The organism is Pseudomonas guariconensis (assembly GCF_024127895.1).
Classification (GTDB): Bacteria; Pseudomonadota; Gammaproteobacteria; order Pseudomonadales; family Pseudomonadaceae; genus Aquipseudomonas; species Aquipseudomonas guariconensis_B.
In genome coordinates, this window is record NZ_JAMYBK010000007.1 from 134,292 (window position 1) to 150,783 (window position 16,492).

The 16,492-nt window shown below is 65.8% G+C and carries 18 protein-coding genes; 15 read left to right on the forward strand and 3 right to left on the reverse strand.

All coding sequences use genetic code 11. From position 1 onward, the window contains the following. Positions 1 to 21: 21 nt before the first annotated feature. Both NJF35_RS10690 and NJF35_RS10695 read right to left on the reverse strand, forming a co-directional pair. On the reverse strand, positions 22 to 1,035 hold the full coding sequence (locus tag NJF35_RS10690; RefSeq protein WP_225789873.1) for a GNAT family N-acetyltransferase: 1,014 nt from the start codon (positions 1,033 to 1,035) through the stop codon (positions 22 to 24). A 65-nt stretch (positions 1,036 to 1,100) separates the two neighbouring features. Beyond that, on the reverse strand, positions 1,101 to 1,904 hold the full coding sequence (locus tag NJF35_RS10695) for a substrate-binding periplasmic protein (protein WP_225789874.1): 804 nt from the start codon (positions 1,902 to 1,904) through the stop codon (positions 1,101 to 1,103). A 196-nt stretch (positions 1,905 to 2,100) separates the two neighbouring features. Here NJF35_RS10695 and NJF35_RS10700 point away from each other — a divergent pair, with 196 nt between their 5' ends. Continuing rightward, a complete protein-coding gene (locus NJF35_RS10700) occupies positions 2,101 to 2,652 on the forward strand; it encodes an exonuclease domain-containing protein (RefSeq protein ID WP_225789875.1) in 552 nt (183 codons plus the stop codon). 73 nt (positions 2,653 to 2,725) lie between these two features. Continuing rightward, a complete protein-coding gene (locus tag NJF35_RS10705) occupies positions 2,726 to 3,010 on the forward strand; it encodes a pyrimidine/purine nucleoside phosphorylase (RefSeq protein ID WP_225789876.1) in 285 nt (94 codons plus the stop codon). A 105-nt stretch (positions 3,011 to 3,115) separates the two neighbouring features. On the opposite strand, the gene NJF35_RS10710 is transcribed toward NJF35_RS10705, so the two are convergent. Next, a complete protein-coding gene (locus tag NJF35_RS10710) occupies positions 3,116 to 3,814 on the reverse strand; it encodes an alpha/beta fold hydrolase (RefSeq protein WP_225789877.1) in 699 nt (232 codons plus the stop codon). A 49-nt stretch (positions 3,815 to 3,863) separates the two neighbouring features. Between NJF35_RS10710 and ccoN (NJF35_RS10715) the strand changes: the two genes are divergently transcribed. The 13 genes from ccoN (NJF35_RS10715) (at position 3,864) to NJF35_RS10775 (ending at position 16,301) form a co-directional block, all read left to right on the forward strand. After that, positions 3,864 to 5,288 carry a cytochrome-c oxidase, cbb3-type subunit I gene (gene ccoN / locus NJF35_RS10715; RefSeq protein ID WP_225789878.1) on the forward strand — a complete coding sequence of 475 codons (1,425 nt, stop codon included), beginning with the start codon at positions 3,864 to 3,866 and terminating at the stop codon, positions 5,286 to 5,288. A 13-nt stretch (positions 5,289 to 5,301) separates the two neighbouring features. Continuing rightward, positions 5,302 to 5,910, forward strand: coding sequence for a cytochrome-c oxidase, cbb3-type subunit II (gene ccoO, locus NJF35_RS10720; RefSeq protein WP_023381403.1), 609 nt, complete (start codon positions 5,302 to 5,304; stop codon positions 5,908 to 5,910). Between the two features lie 3 nt (positions 5,911 to 5,913). Beyond that, positions 5,914 to 6,111 carry a cbb3-type cytochrome oxidase subunit 3 gene (locus NJF35_RS10725; protein ID WP_410045696.1) on the forward strand — a complete coding sequence of 66 codons (198 nt, stop codon included), beginning with the start codon at positions 5,914 to 5,916 and terminating at the stop codon, positions 6,109 to 6,111. Further along, the gene (gene ccoP / locus NJF35_RS10730) at positions 6,108 to 7,049 is read left to right on the forward strand and encodes a cytochrome-c oxidase, cbb3-type subunit III (RefSeq protein WP_225789879.1); all 942 of its coding nucleotides are present in this window, start codon (positions 6,108 to 6,110) and stop codon (positions 7,047 to 7,049) included. The genes NJF35_RS10725 and ccoP (NJF35_RS10730) overlap by 4 nt, the downstream gene beginning before the upstream one ends. A gap of 423 nt (positions 7,050 to 7,472) precedes the next feature. Further along, entirely contained in the window at positions 7,473 to 8,915 is a 1,443-nt protein-coding gene (gene ccoN, locus NJF35_RS10735; protein ID WP_225789880.1) for a cytochrome-c oxidase, cbb3-type subunit I, read from the forward strand. Next, the gene (gene ccoO / locus NJF35_RS10740) at positions 8,915 to 9,523 is read left to right on the forward strand and encodes a cytochrome-c oxidase, cbb3-type subunit II (RefSeq protein ID WP_225789881.1); all 609 of its coding nucleotides are present in this window, start codon (positions 8,915 to 8,917) and stop codon (positions 9,521 to 9,523) included. Before ccoN (NJF35_RS10735) ends, ccoO (NJF35_RS10740) begins: the two co-directional genes overlap by 1 nt. A 5-nt stretch (positions 9,524 to 9,528) precedes the next feature. Beyond that, complete coding sequence (locus NJF35_RS10745; RefSeq protein ID WP_225789882.1) at positions 9,529 to 9,726, forward strand: cbb3-type cytochrome oxidase subunit 3; 198 nt, start codon at positions 9,529 to 9,531, stop codon at positions 9,724 to 9,726. Next, positions 9,723 to 10,706 (forward strand): cytochrome-c oxidase, cbb3-type subunit III, encoded by a 984-nt coding sequence (ccoP, locus tag NJF35_RS10750; RefSeq protein ID WP_225789883.1) that lies wholly within the window; start codon positions 9,723 to 9,725, stop codon positions 10,704 to 10,706. The genes NJF35_RS10745 and ccoP (NJF35_RS10750) overlap by 4 nt, the downstream gene beginning before the upstream one ends. Positions 10,707 to 10,976: 270 nt before the next feature. Then, positions 10,977 to 12,392 (forward strand): cytochrome c oxidase accessory protein CcoG, encoded by a 1,416-nt coding sequence (gene ccoG / locus NJF35_RS10755; protein WP_225789884.1) that lies wholly within the window; start codon positions 10,977 to 10,979, stop codon positions 12,390 to 12,392. A 14-nt stretch (positions 12,393 to 12,406) separates the two neighbouring features. Next, positions 12,407 to 12,937 carry a FixH family protein gene (locus NJF35_RS10760; RefSeq protein ID WP_225789885.1) on the forward strand — a complete coding sequence of 177 codons (531 nt, stop codon included), beginning with the start codon at positions 12,407 to 12,409 and terminating at the stop codon, positions 12,935 to 12,937. A 10-nt stretch (positions 12,938 to 12,947) separates the two neighbouring features. Further along, positions 12,948 to 15,422 carry a heavy metal translocating P-type ATPase gene (locus NJF35_RS10765; protein WP_253091016.1) on the forward strand — a complete coding sequence of 825 codons (2,475 nt, stop codon included), beginning with the start codon at positions 12,948 to 12,950 and terminating at the stop codon, positions 15,420 to 15,422. Then, on the forward strand, positions 15,401 to 15,625 hold the full coding sequence (gene ccoS, locus NJF35_RS10770) for a cbb3-type cytochrome oxidase assembly protein CcoS (RefSeq protein WP_225789887.1): 225 nt from the start codon (positions 15,401 to 15,403) through the stop codon (positions 15,623 to 15,625). The genes NJF35_RS10765 and ccoS overlap by 22 nt, the downstream gene beginning before the upstream one ends. Continuing rightward, positions 15,618 to 16,301: a sulfite exporter TauE/SafE family protein gene (locus NJF35_RS10775; protein ID WP_225789888.1), complete on the forward strand. Its 684-nt coding sequence runs from the start codon at positions 15,618 to 15,620 to the stop codon at positions 16,299 to 16,301. The genes ccoS and NJF35_RS10775 overlap by 8 nt, the downstream gene beginning before the upstream one ends. Positions 16,302 to 16,492: the final 191 nt, after the last annotated feature.

Below are 16,492 nucleotides of genomic sequence, written 5' to 3' on the forward strand. Positions count from 1 at the left end.
GCCGCTTGCCGCTTGGAGCCGCTAGACGAGCCTGCAGCGGTCGAAAAAGCGCTCCCGCCCGAGAATCATCAGCGCTGCCCGCTTGTGCGGGAAATCGAACTCCTTCTCGCAATGGAAGCACTGGTCGTGCATGTAGCCGATCATCTTGCCGTTGTCGGCCCGCGGCTCGGCCACCACCCGCTGGGTGCGCGGGTCATCGAGGAACAGGTAGTGCACCAGCGCCGACAGCCAGCTAGCGACCTTGTGCGGGCCGCGATGGGCCTCCTCCCCCACCAGCATGTGGATGCCACGGTCGTAGTCATTGGCCGGGTAGAAGGGTGCGATGCGGTCTTCCTTGGCCCAGTAGGCCTCGAAGTAGGCGAACGGCTCATCGTCGAAACAACCGATCAGGGTCAGGGCATGCGGGTCGGCCTCGAGCTTGGCCAGGTACTCGCGATGCTGCTCGAGCGTGCCGCCTTCCTGCCAGAACTGCAGCACCCGCGGGTTGTTCTGCCAGCGGTTGAAACGCGCCAGGTCCTGCTCGATCTCCAGGGTGCGCAGCGACACCCAGGCGCCCAGGCGCGCATCGAAGCGCCGGTACACCTCGCCACGCGGCTTGGGTGCCCGACGTGGATGGCGCTTGCCGTTGCTGATCTGCATCTGCTGCGGATAGACGCCCGAACCATTATCGCCCAGCCAAGGCTGCGGTAATTGCCAGAACAGGGTGCGCTCGCACAGGTACACCCCCGGCTGTTCGCCCGCCAGCAACAGGCCACTGGCCACGGCCTGGGGGACCGGCTCAGGCAGATGCCAGGCCAGGCGCTGGCAGGCCGGATCGCGCGACAGCAGCCAGTAGCAGGCGGCCCACAGCGCCTGCTCGGCGCGCTCCGGGCAGAGGGATTCCAGGTGCACGTGGAGGGGGTTCGCAGGTACCAGGCGGATCTGGATCAGCGGGCGTCCTTCGAGTGTCAGGCTCAGCCGGCAATCGCCCTCGTCGGCGCTGAGGCTGCGCCAACGCGGCAGGGAGAGAGGCTGCGAAGCGGCATCGAACGGCATGGTCATGGCTCACGGAAAAGGTAGGGAAAGACTCATTCCTGTAGACGTGACCAGCGCCCTGGGATTTAGTCACCCGACGTGGCCTGGACGCCAATCCGGTAGGGCTTGAAGATGCGCAGCAGCTCGCCATTGTCGCGCAGGCGCTGCAACAGCGCGGCGAAGGTTTCGCCCGAGAGGGGCGCACCCGGGCGCAGCAAGGCATAGTGGTGGTAGATCTGGTCGACCCGCTCGGAGGCCATCAGGTGGCCGCGGCTGGCGGGGTTGCGCACCAGGAAGTCGTTATAGAAGGAGCGCGTCACCAGGGCGATGTCGGCGCGCCCGCGCTGGACCATGAACAGGTTGCTGTCGTGGGAGTAGGTCAGGGTCGCGTTGTAGGTCTCGCTCAGGTAGCGCGGGTCGGGATTGAAGCCGGCGAAGGCGTAGTGGTAGCCGTTGAACAGCGCCAGGCGCTTGCCCTGCAGGTCATCGAAATACCCCTGGTCGCGCCCCGGCTGCTGGCGCGCGACGAAGATCTCGGCATCCTCCAGGCCCAGGTCCACGGCCTCATGGGGAATCTGCTGCCAACCCCATTGTGGGTTCTCGAAGATCGCCATGTCGGTGCGCCCTTGCTGGAAATCGCCAAAACGCCGGGGAATCGAGGTGGGCACGAGCACGAAGTGGTAATCCTGCTGCAGGCGGTTGAGCGCCTCGACCAGTTGCGCCAGCAGGCCGCGCTCGGCGCCCTGCTCCGGGCGCACGGTATAGGGCGGGAAATGCGCCGCGCCGACCCTCACCTCCAGCGCGTCGCCAGCCTGGGCCGGGGTGGCCAGCCACAACGCGGCAACCATCAACAAGGAAGACAGGGCCTTGCGGCCGGACGCAGGAGTCAAGGGAGACACTCATCACGGTTTGTGACCTGGATCCATTTAAGCTAGGCGCTTTCCCGCCGGGGCACAACCGATGGCCATAGCAAAATAACAGCATTGTGCCAGGGGATGTCGGCAGGCCGGAGATTGGCTACGCTTCACTGGCCTGTCGGGTCGAGGCCGACCCTGCAGGCCTCTGCATCTTGCAAGGGAGCCTGGTATGGGCCATTGGTTGGTGATCGACCTGGAGGCCACCACCGACGACGGTGGCTGGCCGGTCACGGAGATGGAAATCATTGAAATCGGCGCAAGCCTGGTCACCCGCGAAGGCCGCGAGGTCGACCATTTCCAGCGTTTCGTGCGGCCCAGGCGACGGCGGCAGTTGACGCCGTTCTGCCGCGAACTGACGCATATCAGCCAGGCCGATGTCGACGGCGCCGCGGTTTTCCCCGAGGTGTGGGCACAGTTCGAGCGCTGGCTCGGCCATCACCGCGGGCACCTGCAGGCCTGGGTCAGCTGGGGCGACTACGATCGCCAGCAGTTGTGCCAGGAATGGCAGCAGCATCAGGTGCAGAGCCTGCTGCAAGCCCTGCCCCACATCAACCTCAAGCAACGCTTCGCCAAGGCCCGCCACCTGCAGCGGCCTGCCGGCCTCAACGGCGCGCTGCAGCTGGCGGGCCTGCAGTTCTGCGGGCAGCAGCACCGCGCCCTGGAAGATGCCCGCAATACCGCACGGCTGTTGCCCTTGAGCCTGCCCGCCAACGGCCCCTGAAAGCAGATGACGGCGCCGGGGGCCTTGGGCATACTGGCCAGCCTTTTTTCATTCCTTCTTTCAGGAGTCGCCCATGTTCAAGGTCAACGAGTACTTCGATGGCACCGTCAAGTCGATCGCCTTCACTGGCCAGGAAGGTCCGGCCACCGTCGGCGTCATGGCCCCGGGCGAATATGAATTCGGCACCGCCAAGCGCGAGATCATGCATGTGGTTTCCGGTGCCCTGACCGTCAAGCTGCCGGGCAGCGACAACTGGGAAACCTTCAAGGCCGGCAGCCAGTTCAATGTGCCGGCCGACAGCAAGTTCCAGCTGAAGGTGGCGGTGGATACGGCCTACCTGTGCGAGTACCGCGACTGAGGCGTTCGATTTTTCAGGGCGGCGCAATCGAGCCCTGGGGCCAGCCTCTAGCGGCCCGTTGGATGTAACAGATGCTGGGGCTGCTTCGCAGCCCCAATTGATAGGCTAGTTCCCCCCCGCCAGGAACCCGGCCACCCGCTGCGCCGCCGCCTGCAGATGCCCTTCATGGGTCGCCCCCGAGGCCTTCAGCGGCTTGAGGTCATGATCGGCCGCCGCCAGCCAGCACACCTCGATCGACGGCGATAACACATACCCTTGCACCCGCTCCCGGTTACCCAGGGCATCGCGCTCGCCCTGGACGATCAGCGTGCGCGTACGCAACCCCGCCAGGTGCTCGACCCGGGGCTTCTCGGGCTTGCCCACGGCATGGAACGGATAGCCCAGGCACACCAGGGCATCGGCCCCCAGTTCGTCGGCCAGCAGGCTGGCCATGCGCCCGCCCATGGACTTGCCGCCAATGGCCACCGGCCCCGCGACCAATAGTCGCACCTGGCGGTACACCTCGCGCCAGCAGTCGAGCAGCACCTTCTGCGGATTGGGCGGCCGCTTGCCGCCGCCCTGGCGCCGCTGGGCCATGTAGGGAAACTCGAAGCGCACCACGCCTACCCCTTGCGCCGCCAGCCTTTGCGCCATGTCCTGCATGAAATCGCTGTCCATCGGCGCCCCCGCGCCATGGGCCAGGACCAGGCAGCCAGCATAGCCCTGGTCCCCCCGGATGCGTGGGGGATCGCAGCGCAAGCCTGGGACATTTCCCACTTGCGCCCATTGATCCCCGTCAATACCGGCCATTTGCCCATTACTCATGCTTGCCTCGCTGTCTAGCCTGCCTATAACCGTGGATGGGAACCCATACATGAACACAACCAGCAGTACCGCCTACAACTACAAGGTGGTCCGCCAATTCGCCATCATGACGGTGGTGTGGGGAATCGTCGGGATGGGGCTCGGCGTTTTCATCGCCGCGCAACTCGTCTGGCCTTCCCTGAACTTCGACCTTCCCTGGACCAGCTTCGGTCGCCTGCGCCCGCTGCATACCAATGCGGTGATCTTCGCCTTCGGCGGTTGCGCCCTGTTCGCCACCTCCTATTATTCGGTGCAACGCACCTGCCAGACCACCCTGTTCGCACCGGGCCTGGCCGCGTTCACCTTCTGGGGCTGGCAACTGGTGATCCTGCTGGCGGCGATCAGCCTGCCGCTGGGCTACACCAGCTCCAAGGAATACGCCGAACTGGAATGGCCGATCGACATCCTGATCACCATCGTCTGGGTCTGCTACGCCATCGTGTTCTTCGGCACGCTGATGAAACGCAACACCAAGCACATCTATGTGGGCAACTGGTTCTTCGGCGGCTTCATCCTCACCGTGGCGATGCTGCACATCGTCAACAACCTGGAACTGCCGGTCAGCCTGACCAAGTCGTACTCGGTCTACGCCGGTGCCACCGACGCCATGGTCCAGTGGTGGTACGGCCACAACGCCGTGGGCTTCTTCCTGACTGCGGGCTTCCTGGGGATGATGTACTACTACGTGCCCAAGCAGGCCGAGCGCCCGGTGTATTCCTACCGGCTGTCGATCGTCCACTTCTGGGCGCTGATCACCCTGTACATCTGGGCCGGCCCGCACCACCTGCACTACACCGCCCTGCCCGACTGGGCCCAGTCGCTGGGCATGATCATGTCGCTGATCCTCCTGGCACCGAGCTGGGGCGGCATGATCAACGGCATGATGACCCTCTCCGGTGCCTGGCACAAACTGCGTAGCGATCCGATCCTGCGCTTTCTGGTGGTGTCCCTGGCGTTCTACGGCATGTCCACCTTCGAAGGCCCGATGATGGCCATCAAGACGGTCAACGCCCTGTCCCACTACACCGACTGGACCATCGGCCACGTGCATGCCGGTGCCCTCGGCTGGGTGGCGATGATCTCCATCGGCGCGCTGTACCACACCATCCCGAAAGTGTTCGGCAAGGAGCGCATGTACAGCATCGGCCTGATCAACGCGCACTTCTGGCTGGCGACCATCGGCACCGTGCTGTACATCGCCTCGATGTGGGTCAACGGCATCGCCCAGGGCTTGATGTGGCGCGCGGTCAATGCCGACGGCACGCTCACCTACTCCTTCGTCGAGACCCTGGTGGCCAGCCACCCTGGCTTCATCGTGCGCTTCGTCGGTGGCGCGATCTTCCTCAGCGGCATGCTGCTGATGGCCTGGAACACCTGGCGCACCGTGCGTGCCCCGGCCGCCGAGGCCGCCCCTGCGACCGCCCAGCTGGCCTGAGGAGACAAGCCTGATGAAACACGAAGTCATCGAGAAAAACGTAGGCCTGCTGGCCCTGCTGATGGTCTTCGCCGTCAGTATCGGCGGCCTGACCCAGATCGTCCCGCTGTTCTTCCAGGACGTCACCAACAAGCCGGTCGAAGGCATGAAGCCCTACACCGCCCTGCAGCTCGAAGGCCGCGACATCTACATCCGCGAAGGCTGCGTCGGTTGCCACTCGCAGATGATCCGCCCGTTCCGCGCCGAGACCGAGCGCTACGGCCACTACTCGGTGGCCGGCGAGAGCGTCTGGGACCACCCCTTCCTCTGGGGCTCCAAGCGCACCGGCCCGGACCTGGCCCGCGTCGGCGGCCGCTACTCCGACGACTGGCACCGCGCGCACCTGTACAACCCGCGCAACGTGGTACCGGAATCGAAGATGCCGTCCTACCCGTGGCTGGTCGCCCAGCAGGTCGACAACAGCCACACCGACACCAAGATGCGCACCCTGCGCACCCTGGGCGTGCCCTACACCGACGAGGACATCGCCGGCGCCCGCGACGCGGTCAAGGGCAAGACCGAGATGGACGCCCTGGTGGCCTACCTGCAGGTGCTGGGCACCGCGATCAAGAACAAGAGGTAAGCGATGGAACTGTCACTGGACATCGGCCTGATCCGTGGCCTGGGCACCCTGGTGGTGATGATCGCCTTCCTGGGCCTGTGCCTCTGGGTATTCAACCGTCGCCGCGACCGTGATTTCGCCGAAGCGCGCCTGCTGCCCTTCGTCGACGACCGCCTGCCCCCTGCTGGGCAGGAACCTGCCATGAGGAATAACCGGCAATGACCACCTTCTGGAGTACCTACATCAGCGTACTGACCATCGGCAGCCTGATCGGCCTGACCTGGCTGCTGCTCGCCACGCGCAAGGGCCAGAGCCACAACACCACCGACCAGACCATGGGCCACAGCTTCGACGGCATCGAGGAGTACGACAACCCGCTGCCCAAGTGGTGGTTCTGGCTGTTCGTCGGCACCCTGGCCTTCGGCGTGGGCTACCTGATCCTCTACCCGGGCCTGGGCAACTGGAAAGGCATCCTGCCGGGTTACGAGAACGGCTGGACCCAGGTCAACGAGTGGCAGAAGGAAATGGACAAGGCCGATGCACGCTTTGGCCCGATCTTCGCCAAGTACGCCGCCATGCCGGTGGAGGAAGTGGCCAAGGACCCGCAGGCGCTGAAGATGGGCAGCCGCCTGTTCGCCTCCAACTGCTCGGTGTGCCATGGCTCCGATGCCAAGGGCGCCTACGGCTTCCCCAACCTGACCGACAAGGACTGGCGCTGGGGCGGCGAGCCGGAGACCATCAAGGCCTCGATCATGGATGGCCGCCACGGCGTGATGCCGGCCTGGGCCGAGGTGATCGGCGAACAGGGCGTGGCCGACGTCGCCGCCTTTATCCTGACCAACCTGGACGGTCGCAGCCTGCCCGAGGGGGTCAAGGCCGATGCCGCCAAGGGCCAGGAGATCTTCGCCGCCAACTGCGTGGCCTGCCACGGCCCCGAGGGCAAGGGCACCCCGGCCATGGGCGCGCCTGACCTGACCCACCCGCAGGCGTTCATCTACGGTTCGAGCTTCGCCCAACTGCAACAGACCATCCGCTACGGTCGCCAGGGCCAGATGCCGGCCCAGCGCGACATCCAGGGCAACGACAAGGTCCACCTGCTGGCGGCCTATGTGTACAGCCTGTCGCAAGATGAAGCGGGCGACAATCTGACTGCCCGTTGATCTTTCGGGGCCGCAGTGCGGCCCCAACTCCCCGCCACACCTCCCTTCCTTGCACCCCCTCCGAACGGAACTAAGCTTGTTTGCCTAAGAGAGGCTTCGCTCGCAGCGACCGAAGCAGACGCGGTGCATGGCCTGACACCGCGCAACGACTTCGACATCGCTCGCCCATAGCGTCGGGAGGGGAGCCTTGCCTGCCCACCCTGAAAAAAAGCTTGACCGATCGATCAGAAAAAGGCGAAAAACGGTACACATTACAAACATTTATTTGTGTACAATCATCCAGCCCCCAAACCGCGGGACGGTGGTGGAAAGGGCCTGGACACGGGTCGGCGAGAGGTCTTGCGTTGCGATAACCCTGGTGGTTACCGATACTGGCGCCGATTTTCCAACCAACAAGAACACCCAAACCGTGGAACCTTAGCAATGAGCACTGCAATCAGTCCGACTGCTTATAACTATAAGGTCGTCCGCCAGTTCGCCATCATGACGGTGGTCTGGGGGATCCTTGGCATGGGGCTAGGCGTGTACATCGCCTCGCAACTGGTATGGCCCGAGCTGAACCTGGACCTGCCATGGACGAGCTTCGGCCGCCTTCGCCCGCTGCACACCAACCTGGTGATCTTCGCCTTCGGAGGTTGCGCGCTGTTCGCCACCTCCTACTACGTCGTGCAGCGCACCTGCCAGACCCGGCTGATCTCCGATGGCATGGCCGCCTTCAGCTTCTGGGGCTGGCAAGCGGTCATCGTCGGCGCGCTGATCACCCTGCCGATGGGCTACACCACCACCAAGGAGTACGCCGAGCTCGAGTGGCCGCTGGCGATCCTCCTGGCCATCGTCTGGGTCACCTACGCCCTGGTGTTCTTCGGCACCATCGTCAAGCGCAAGACCAAGCACATCTACGTCGGCAACTGGTTCTACGGTGGCTTCATCGTGGTCACGGCGATGCTGCACATCGTCAACCACATCTCCCTGCCGGTCAGCCTGTTCAAGTCGTACTCGGCCTATGCCGGGGCCACCGACGCCATGATCCAGTGGTGGTACGGCCACAACGCCGTGGGCTTCTTCCTGACCACGGGCTTCCTGGGGATGATGTACTACTTCGTACCCAAGCAGGCCGAACGCCCGATCTACTCCTATCGCCTGTCGATCGTCCACTTCTGGGCGCTGATCACCCTGTACATCTGGGCCGGCCCGCACCACCTGCACTACACCGCCCTGCCCGACTGGGCCCAGTCGCTGGGCATGGTGATGTCGATCATCCTCCTGGCACCGAGCTGGGGCGGCATGATCAACGGCATGATGACCCTCTCCGGGGCTTGGCACAAACTGCGCACCGACCCGATCCTACGCTTTCTGGTGGTGTCCCTGGCGTTCTACGGCATGTCCACCTTCGAAGGCCCGATGATGGCCATCAAGACAGTCAACTCGCTGTCGCACTACACCGACTGGACCATCGGCCACGTGCATGCCGGCGCCCTCGGCTGGGTGGCGATGATCTCCATCGGCTCGCTGTACCACCTGATCCCGAAGGTCTATGGCCGCGAACAGATGCACAGCGTGGGTCTGATCAACGCGCACTTCTGGCTGGCGACCATCGGCACCGTGCTGTACATCGCCTCGATGTGGGTCAACGGCATCACCCAGGGCCTGATGTGGCGCGCCATCAACGACGACGGCACGCTCACCTACTCCTTCGTCGAAGCCCTGCAGGCCAGCCACCCGGGCTACATCGTCCGCGCCCTGGGCGGTGCGTTCTTCGCCTCCGGCATGTTGCTGATGGCCTACAACGTCTACCGCACCGTACGCGCCTCGAAGCCGGCCGACGCTGAAGAAGCCGCCAAGATCGTCGTCGTGGGAGCTCACTGATGAAGCATGAAGCAGTCGAGAAGAACATCGGCCTGTTGGCCTTCTTCATGGTCATCGCCGTCAGCATCGGCGGCCTGACCCAGATCGTCCCGCTGTTCTTCCAGGACGTCACCAACAAGCCGGTCGAAGGCATGAAGCCGCGCACCGCACTGGAGCTCGAAGGGCGCGACATCTACATCCGCGAGGGCTGCGTCGGCTGCCACTCGCAGATGATCCGCCCGTTCCGTGCCGAGACCGAGCGCTACGGCCACTACTCGGTGGCCGGCGAGAGCGTCTGGGACCACCCCTTCCTCTGGGGCTCCAAGCGCACCGGCCCGGACCTGGCCCGCGTCGGCGGCCGCTACTCCGACGACTGGCACCGCGCGCACCTGTACAACCCGCGCAACGTGGTACCGGAATCGAAGATGCCGTCCTACCCGTGGCTGGTCGAGAACACGCTCGACGGCAAGGACACCGCGAAAAAGATGGAGGTGCTGCGCACCCTGGGCGTGCCCTACACCGACGAGGACATCGCCGGCGCCCGCGACGCGGTCAAGGGCAAGACCGAGATGGACGCCATCGTGGCGTACCTGCAAGGCCTGGGCACCATCATCAAGAGCAAACGGTGACGCTGATGGATATCGGGATGATTCGTGGCCTGGGCACCGTCGTGGTGATGGTGGCCTTCGTGGGCCTGGCGCTGTGGGTGTTCAACCCACGGCGCAAGAAGGAATTCGACGAGGCGACCCGGTTGCCCTTCGCCGACGACCCCGAGGCCAGCAAGCACGTCGAGCAAGCGCAAGCGAAAGCTTCTAGGAGCAAAGAACAATGACAACCTTCTGGAGTCTGTACGTCACCGTCCTGACCCTGGGCACCATCTTCGCCTTGACCTGGCTGCTGCTGTCGACCCGCAAGGGCCAGCGCGAAGAGGTCACCGACGAGACCGTCGGCCATGCCTTCGACGGTATCGAGGAGTACGATAACCCCTTGCCGAAATGGTGGTTCTGGCTGTTCGTCGGCACCATCGTGTTCGCCCTGGGTTACCTGGTGCTGTACCCGGGCCTGGGCAACTGGAAAGGCATCCTGCCCGGCTACCAGTACCTGGATAACGAGAAGAAGACCGAGTTCTCCAACGGCCAGCCCGGCTGGACCGGCGTGCACGAGTGGGAAAAGGAGATGGCCAAGGCCGACGCCCGCTTCGGCCCGATCTTCGCCAAGTACGCCGCCATGCCCATCGAGGACGTGGCCAAGGACCCGCAAGCGCTGAAGATGGGCAGCCGCCTGTTCGCCTCCAACTGCTCGGTGTGCCACGGCTCCGATGCCCGTGGCTCCTACGGCTTCCCCAACCTCACCGACAACGACTGGCGTTGGGGCGGCGAGCCGGAGACCATCAAGGCCTCGATCATGAACGGTCGCCACGGCGTGATGCCGGCCTGGGCCGAGGTGATCGGCGAACAGGGCGTGGCCGACGTCGCCGCCTTCGTCCTGACCAACCTGGACGGTCGTAGCCTGCCCGAAGGGATCAAGGCCGATGCCGCCAAGGGCAAGGAGATCTTCGCCGCCAACTGCGTGGCTTGCCACGGCCCCGAGGGCAAGGGCACCCCGGCCATGGGCGCGCCTGACCTGACCCACCCGCAGGCGTTCATCTACGGCTCAAGCTTCGCCCAGTTGCAGCAGACCATCCGCTACGGCCGCCAGGGCCAGATGCCGGCACAGGCCGAGTTGCAGGGCAACGACAAGGTCCACCTGCTGGCAGCCTATGTCTACAGCCTGTCGCACCAGCAGCAGTCGGAAACCGCCAAGGCCGAGTGAGCCCATCCAAGGCCCTGCCATCGCTGGCAGGGCCATGCTCCCCCAGGTTACGGCGCAACGCCGGACATTTCGCCTCCCGCCATGACCTGGATCAATTGACAGCCGCCATAACACGATTCAAACCACCAACCCAATGCGACTAAAGGTCGCAACGCGCTCCCAGCCTGCCAGCAGCGGCGTATCATGGGCCGCAGAGCGCTAGCAGAATGCGTACGACCGCGGCCGGCACGTACTGGCCGCGGCACTTCTCCACTGCCGTGGGACTTGATGATGAGCAAGCAGATTCCGGTACATGACGTCACCCCGCCTGCCAAGAAGGGAAAGGACTCCGTCGACCTCTACGCCTCCCGGGAAAAGATCTACACCCGCGCCTTCACCGGCGTGTTCCGCCGGCTGCGAATGGTCGGCGGGGCGTTCCTGTTCCTGCTGTACTTCGGTACCGTGTGGCTGAACTGGGGCGGGCACCAGGCCGTCTGGTGGAACCTGCCCGAGCGCAAGTTCTACATCTTCGGCGCCACCATCTGGCCCCAGGACTTCATCCTGCTCTCGGGCATCCTCATCGTCTCTGCCTTCGGCCTGTTCTTCATCACCGTGTTCGCCGGCCGGGTCTGGTGCGGCTACACCTGCCCGCAGAGCGTCTGGACCTGGATCTTCATGTGGTGCGAGAAGGTCACCGAGGGCGACCGCAACCAGCGCATGAAGCTGGACAAGGCGCCGATGAGCGCCAACAAGTTCCTGCGCAAGGCGGCCAAGCACAGCCTGTGGCTATTGATCGGCTTCGTCACCGGCATGACCTTCGTCGGCTACTTCTCGCCGATCCGCGAGCTGGTCATCGAGTTCTTCACCGGGCAAGCCGATGGCTGGGCCTATTTCTGGGTGGCGTTCTTCACCCTCGCCACCTACGGCAACGCCGGCTGGCTGCGCGAGCAGGTGTGCGTGTACATGTGCCCCTACGCGCGCTTCCAGAGCGTGATGTTCGACAAGGACACCCTGATCGTCTCCTACGACCCGCGCCGCGGCGAGACCCGCGGCCCGCGCAAGAAGGACATGGACTACAAGGCCAAGGGCCTGGGCGACTGCATCGACTGCACCATGTGCGTGCAGGTCTGCCCCACCGGCATCGACATCCGCGATGGTCTGCAGATCGAGTGCATCGGCTGCGCTGCCTGCATCGACGCCTGCGACAGCATCATGGAGAAGATGAACTATCCCAAGGGCCTGATCAGCTACACCACCGAGCACAACCTCTCCGGGCAGAAGACCCACATGCTGCGCCCACGGCTGATCGGCTACGCCCTGGTGCTGCTGCTGATGATCGGTATCCTGGTCACCGCCTTCGCCACCCGTTCGCTGGTCGGTTTCGACGTCAGCAAGGACCGGGTGCTGTACCGCGAGAACGCGCAAGGGCGGATCGAGAACGTCTACAGCCTCAAGGTCATGAACAAGGACCAACGCGACCACGTCTACGTGCTCGACGCCAGCGGCCTGCCAGGCCTGCAGCTCGAGGGGCATCGCGAGATCCGGGTCGCCGCCGGCGATATCGTCAGCCTGCCGGTGCAGTTGTCGGTCGCGCCCGAGCAATTGCCCTCGACCACCAATGAAATCACCTTCATCCTCAAGGACGCCGACGACAGCGCCACCCAGGTTGAAGCCAAGAGCCGCTTCATCGGCCCGCAAATCCGTTGAGAGAGAAGTCGACAATGCCTGCCGCAACCGCCGCCAGCCCGTGGTACAAGCACCTCTGGCCCTGGATCATCATCGGCATCCTCGCCACCTCGGTGTGCCTGAGCCTGACGATGGTCAGCATCGCCGTGAACAACCCGGACAACCTGGTCAACGACAACTACTACGAGGCCGGCAAGGGCATCAACCGCTCGCTGGACCGCGAGCTGCTGGCCCAGGACCTCAAGCTCAAGGCCAGCGTGCACCTGGACGAGCTGACTGGCGAGGTGGACGTGCGCCTGACCGGCAATAGCGATCCGCAAGCCCTGGAACTGAACCTGATCTCACCGACCCAGCCGGACAAGGACCGCAAGGTCGAGCTGGCCCGCAGCGAGCCGGGCCGCTATGTCGGCCAGCTGGACGACCGGGTCGAGGGGCGGCGCTTCGTCGAGCTGCTGGGCAGCCAGGACGGGCAGGTATGGCGATTGTTCGAGGAGGAGAAGGTCGCCCACGGCGTCACCCTGGAGCTGGGCGACGAGGCCTTGCAAGGGGCCGAGCATCACGAATGACTGCATCACGATGACCGAGCCAACCCCCTGCTACCACTGCGCCCTGCCCGTCCCCGCCGGCAGCCGTTTCACCGCGGTGGTCCTCGGCGAACCCCGGCAGTTCTGCTGCCCTGGCTGCCAGGCAGTGGCCGAGTCCATCGTCGCCGGCGGCCTGGAGAGCTACTACCAGCACCGCAGCGACGCCAGCGCCAACCCCGAGGCCCTGCCCCGGCAGTTGCAGGATGAGCTGGCACTCTACGACCGCGTCGACGTGCAGCAGGCTTTCGTCCACCACCAGGGCGAACTGGCCGAGGCCACCCTGCTGGTCGAGGGCATCAGCTGCGCAGCGTGCGGCTGGCTGATCGAGAAACACCTGCGCAACCTGCCGGGCGTGGCCGAGGCACGCCTGAACCTGTCCAACCACCGCCTGCTGCTCAACTGGGACGACCAACGAACGCCCCTCTCGCGCCTGCTCGCCGAGCTGCGCCGGATCGGCTATGCCGCGCACCCCTACCAACCTGACCAGGCCGCCGAGCAACTGGCCCGGGAAAACCGCAGCGCCCTGCGCCGCCTGGGCGTGGCCGGCCTGCTGTGGTTCCAGGCGATGATGGCGACCATGGCCACCTGGCCGGAATTCAACATCGACCTGAGCCCCGAGCTGCACACCATCCTGCGCTGGGTGGCGCTGTTCCTGACCACGCCGATCGTGTTCTACAGTTGCGCCCCCTTCTTCAAGGGCGCCGCCCGCGACCTGCGCACCCGCCACCTGACCATGGACGTCTCGGTGTCGCTGGCCATCGCCCTGGCCTACGGCGCCGGGATCTGGACCGCGATCACCGGCAGTGGCGAGCTGTACTTCGACACCGTGGGCATGTTCGCCCTGTTCCTGCTCACCGGCCGCTACCTGGAGCGCCGCGCCCGCGAGCGCACGGCGGCGGCCACCGCGCAACTGGTCAACCTGCTGCCGGCCTCCTGCCTGCGCCTGGATGACCAGGGACACAGCGAGCGCATCCTGCTCGGCGAACTGCAGCGCGGCGACCGGGTGCAAGTGCTGCCCGGCGCGGTGATCCCGGCCGATGGCCGCATCCTCGACGGCCGCTCCAGCGTCGATGAGTCGCTGCTGACTGGCGAGTACCTGCCCCAGGCCCGCCATGCCGGCGACCGGGTCACCGGCGGCACCTTGAATGTCGAGAGCAGCCTGACCGTGCAGGTCGAGGCCCTGGGCCAGGACACCCGCCTGTCGGCGATCGTCCGGCTGCTGGAGCGCGCCCAGTCGGAAAAACCCCGCCTGGCCGAGATCGCCGACCGCGCCTCGCAGTGGTTCCTGCTGTTCACCCTGCTCGCCGCCGCCGCCATCGGCCTGCTGTGGTGGCAGCTGGATGCCTCGCGGGCATTCTGGATCGTCCTGGCCATGCTGGTGGCGACCTGCCCCTGCGCCCTGTCCCTGGCCACCCCGACAGCCCTCACCGCCGCCACCGGCACCCTGCACAAGCTCAGCCTGCTGGTCACCCGCGGACATGTGCTGGAAGGGCTGAACCAGATCGACACGGTGATCTTCGACAAGACCGGCACCCTCACCGAGGGCCGCCTGGCCCTACGCAGCATCCGCCCACTGGGCCTGCTCGCCGCCGACCGCTGCCTGGCCCTGGCCGCAGCCCTGGAGAACCGCTCGGAACACCCCATCGCCCGTGCCTTCGGCCGCACCGCCACCCCCGCCGAGCAGGTGCAGGCCATACCTGGCCTGGGCCTGGAGGGCGTGGTCGACGGCCAAAGCCTGCGCATCGGCCAGGCCACGTTCGTCTGCGCCCTGAGCAGCGCCGCAGTGCCCGCCGTACCCGAACCCCGTGGCCAGTGGCTGTTGCTGGGCGACCGCCAGGGGCCGCTGGCCTGGTTCGGCCTCGACGATCGCCTGCGCGAGGATGCCCCCGACCTGCTCGCCGCTTGCAAGGCCCGTGGCTGGCGTACTTTGCTGCTGTCCGGCGACAGCTCGCCGATGGTCGGCGAAGTGGCCGCGCAACTGGGCATCGACCAGGCCGTCGGCGGCCTGCGCCCGGACGACAAGCTCGCCCGCCTCAAGGCCCTGCAGGCCGAAGGCCGCAAGGTGCTGATGCTGGGCGATGGGGTCAACGACGTGCCGGTGCTGGCGGCGGCCGACATCAGCATCGCCATGGGTTCGGCCACCGACCTGGCCAAGACCTGCGCCGATGCGGTGCTGCTGTCCAACCGCCTGCAGGCGCTGGTGCAGGCCTTCGACCTGGCCCGGCGCACGCGGCGCAACATCCTCGAGAATCTGCTGTGGGCGACCCTGTATAATGGCCTGATGCTGCCGTTCGCCGCCCTGGGCTGGATCACGCCGGTCTGGGCGGCCATCGGCATGTCGGTCAGTTCGCTGATCGTGGTGCTCAACGCCCTGCGCCTGACCCGCCTGGCCAAGGGCGCGGGCATGCCCGCACACCAGACGCCGTCGCCCGCAAGGAAACCGCTATGCCCGCCCTCTACGTCATGATCCCCGCCGCCCTGCTGATCGTCGGCGTGGCCGTGTACATCTTCTTCTGGGCGGTGGACAGCGGCCAGTACGACGACCTCGACAGCCCGGCCCACAGCATCCTGTTCGACGACCAGGACCCTCGCCACCAGGCTGCCGTCAAGCCAGAGCCAGAACAAACGCCAGGGCAGCCCGACGACAAGGATCCTCAGCCTCGTGCCTGACCTGTTTCCCCTGCTCGGCTCGGCATTGGTCCTGGGCCTGCTCGGCGGCGGCCATTGCCTGGGCATGTGCGGCGGTCTGATGGGCGCCCTGACCTTGGCCATCCCGCCAGAGCAACGCGCCCGCCGCCTGCGCCTGTTGCTGGCCTACAACCTCGGACGCATCCTCAGCTATGCCTGCGCCGGCCTGCTCCTGGGCCTGGCCGGCTGGGCCCTGGCCAACAGCCCGGCGGCCCAGGGGCTGCGGGTGGTGGCGGCCCTGCTGCTGATCGCCATGGGCCTGTACCTGGCCGGCTGGTGGAGTGGCCTGACCCGTATCGAGGCGCTCGGCCGCGGCGTGTGGCGGCACATCCAACCTTTGGCCACACGCCTGCTGCCGGTCTCCAGCCTGCCCCGCGCCCTGCTGCTCGGCGCCCTGTGGGGCTGGCTGCCGTGCGGCCTGGTCTACAGCACCCTGCTGTGGGCCGCCAGCCAGGGCAATGCCGGCTACAGCGCGGCCCTGATGCTGGCCTTCGGCCTCGGCACCTGGCCCGTACTCCTGGCCACCGGCCTTGCCGCCGAGCGTGTCGGCGCCCTGTTGCGCCGCCGCAGCGTGCGCCTGGCCGGCGGCCTACTGGTGATCCTGTTCGGTCTGTGGACTTTGCCTGGTCCGCACCAGCATTGGCTCATGGGGCACTGATCCGGCGGCAAGCTGCAAGACAAAGCAGTTTTCGGCGAGCCAGGGCTTTGCTGCCATTTGGGGTCGCTTCGCGCCCCATCGCCGGCAAGCCGGCTCCCACAGGTTCACTGCCAGCCTCAAGAATGACGCCAATCTGTGGGATTAGGCTTAATCGCTGGGGTTGGCACTGCGCAAGACTGCTTTTTCTTGCC

Coding starts and splice junctions, on each gene's coding strand:
- NJF35_RS10765 (WP_253091016.1), top strand. CDS start 12,948: ATGACCGAGCCAACCCCCTGCTACCACTGCGCCCTGCCCGTCCCCGCC.
- ccoN (WP_225789880.1), top strand. CDS start 7,473: ATGAGCACTGCAATCAGTCCGACTGCTTATAACTATAAGGTCGTCCGC.
- NJF35_RS10745 (WP_225789882.1), top strand. CDS start 9,529: ATGGATATCGGGATGATTCGTGGCCTGGGCACCGTCGTGGTGATGGTG.
- NJF35_RS10725 (WP_410045696.1), top strand. CDS start 5,914: ATGGAACTGTCACTGGACATCGGCCTGATCCGTGGCCTGGGCACCCTG.
- ccoS (WP_225789887.1), top strand. CDS start 15,401: ATGCCCGCCCTCTACGTCATGATCCCCGCCGCCCTGCTGATCGTCGGC.
- NJF35_RS10690 (WP_225789873.1), bottom strand. CDS start 1,035: ATGCCGTTCGATGCCGCTTCGCAGCCTCTCTCCCTGCCGCGTTGGCGC.
- ccoG (WP_225789884.1), top strand. CDS start 10,977: ATGAGCAAGCAGATTCCGGTACATGACGTCACCCCGCCTGCCAAGAAG.
- ccoP (WP_225789883.1), top strand. CDS start 9,723: ATGACAACCTTCTGGAGTCTGTACGTCACCGTCCTGACCCTGGGCACC.
- NJF35_RS10710 (WP_225789877.1), bottom strand. CDS start 3,814: ATGAGTAATGGGCAAATGGCCGGTATTGACGGGGATCAATGGGCGCAA.
- NJF35_RS10705 (WP_225789876.1), top strand. CDS start 2,726: ATGTTCAAGGTCAACGAGTACTTCGATGGCACCGTCAAGTCGATCGCC.
- NJF35_RS10760 (WP_225789885.1), top strand. CDS start 12,407: ATGCCTGCCGCAACCGCCGCCAGCCCGTGGTACAAGCACCTCTGGCCC.
- ccoO (WP_023381403.1), top strand. CDS start 5,302: ATGAAACACGAAGTCATCGAGAAAAACGTAGGCCTGCTGGCCCTGCTG.
- ccoO (WP_225789881.1), top strand. CDS start 8,915: ATGAAGCATGAAGCAGTCGAGAAGAACATCGGCCTGTTGGCCTTCTTC.
- ccoP (WP_225789879.1), top strand. CDS start 6,108: ATGACCACCTTCTGGAGTACCTACATCAGCGTACTGACCATCGGCAGC.
- ccoN (WP_225789878.1), top strand. CDS start 3,864: ATGAACACAACCAGCAGTACCGCCTACAACTACAAGGTGGTCCGCCAA.
- NJF35_RS10700 (WP_225789875.1), top strand. CDS start 2,101: ATGGGCCATTGGTTGGTGATCGACCTGGAGGCCACCACCGACGACGGT.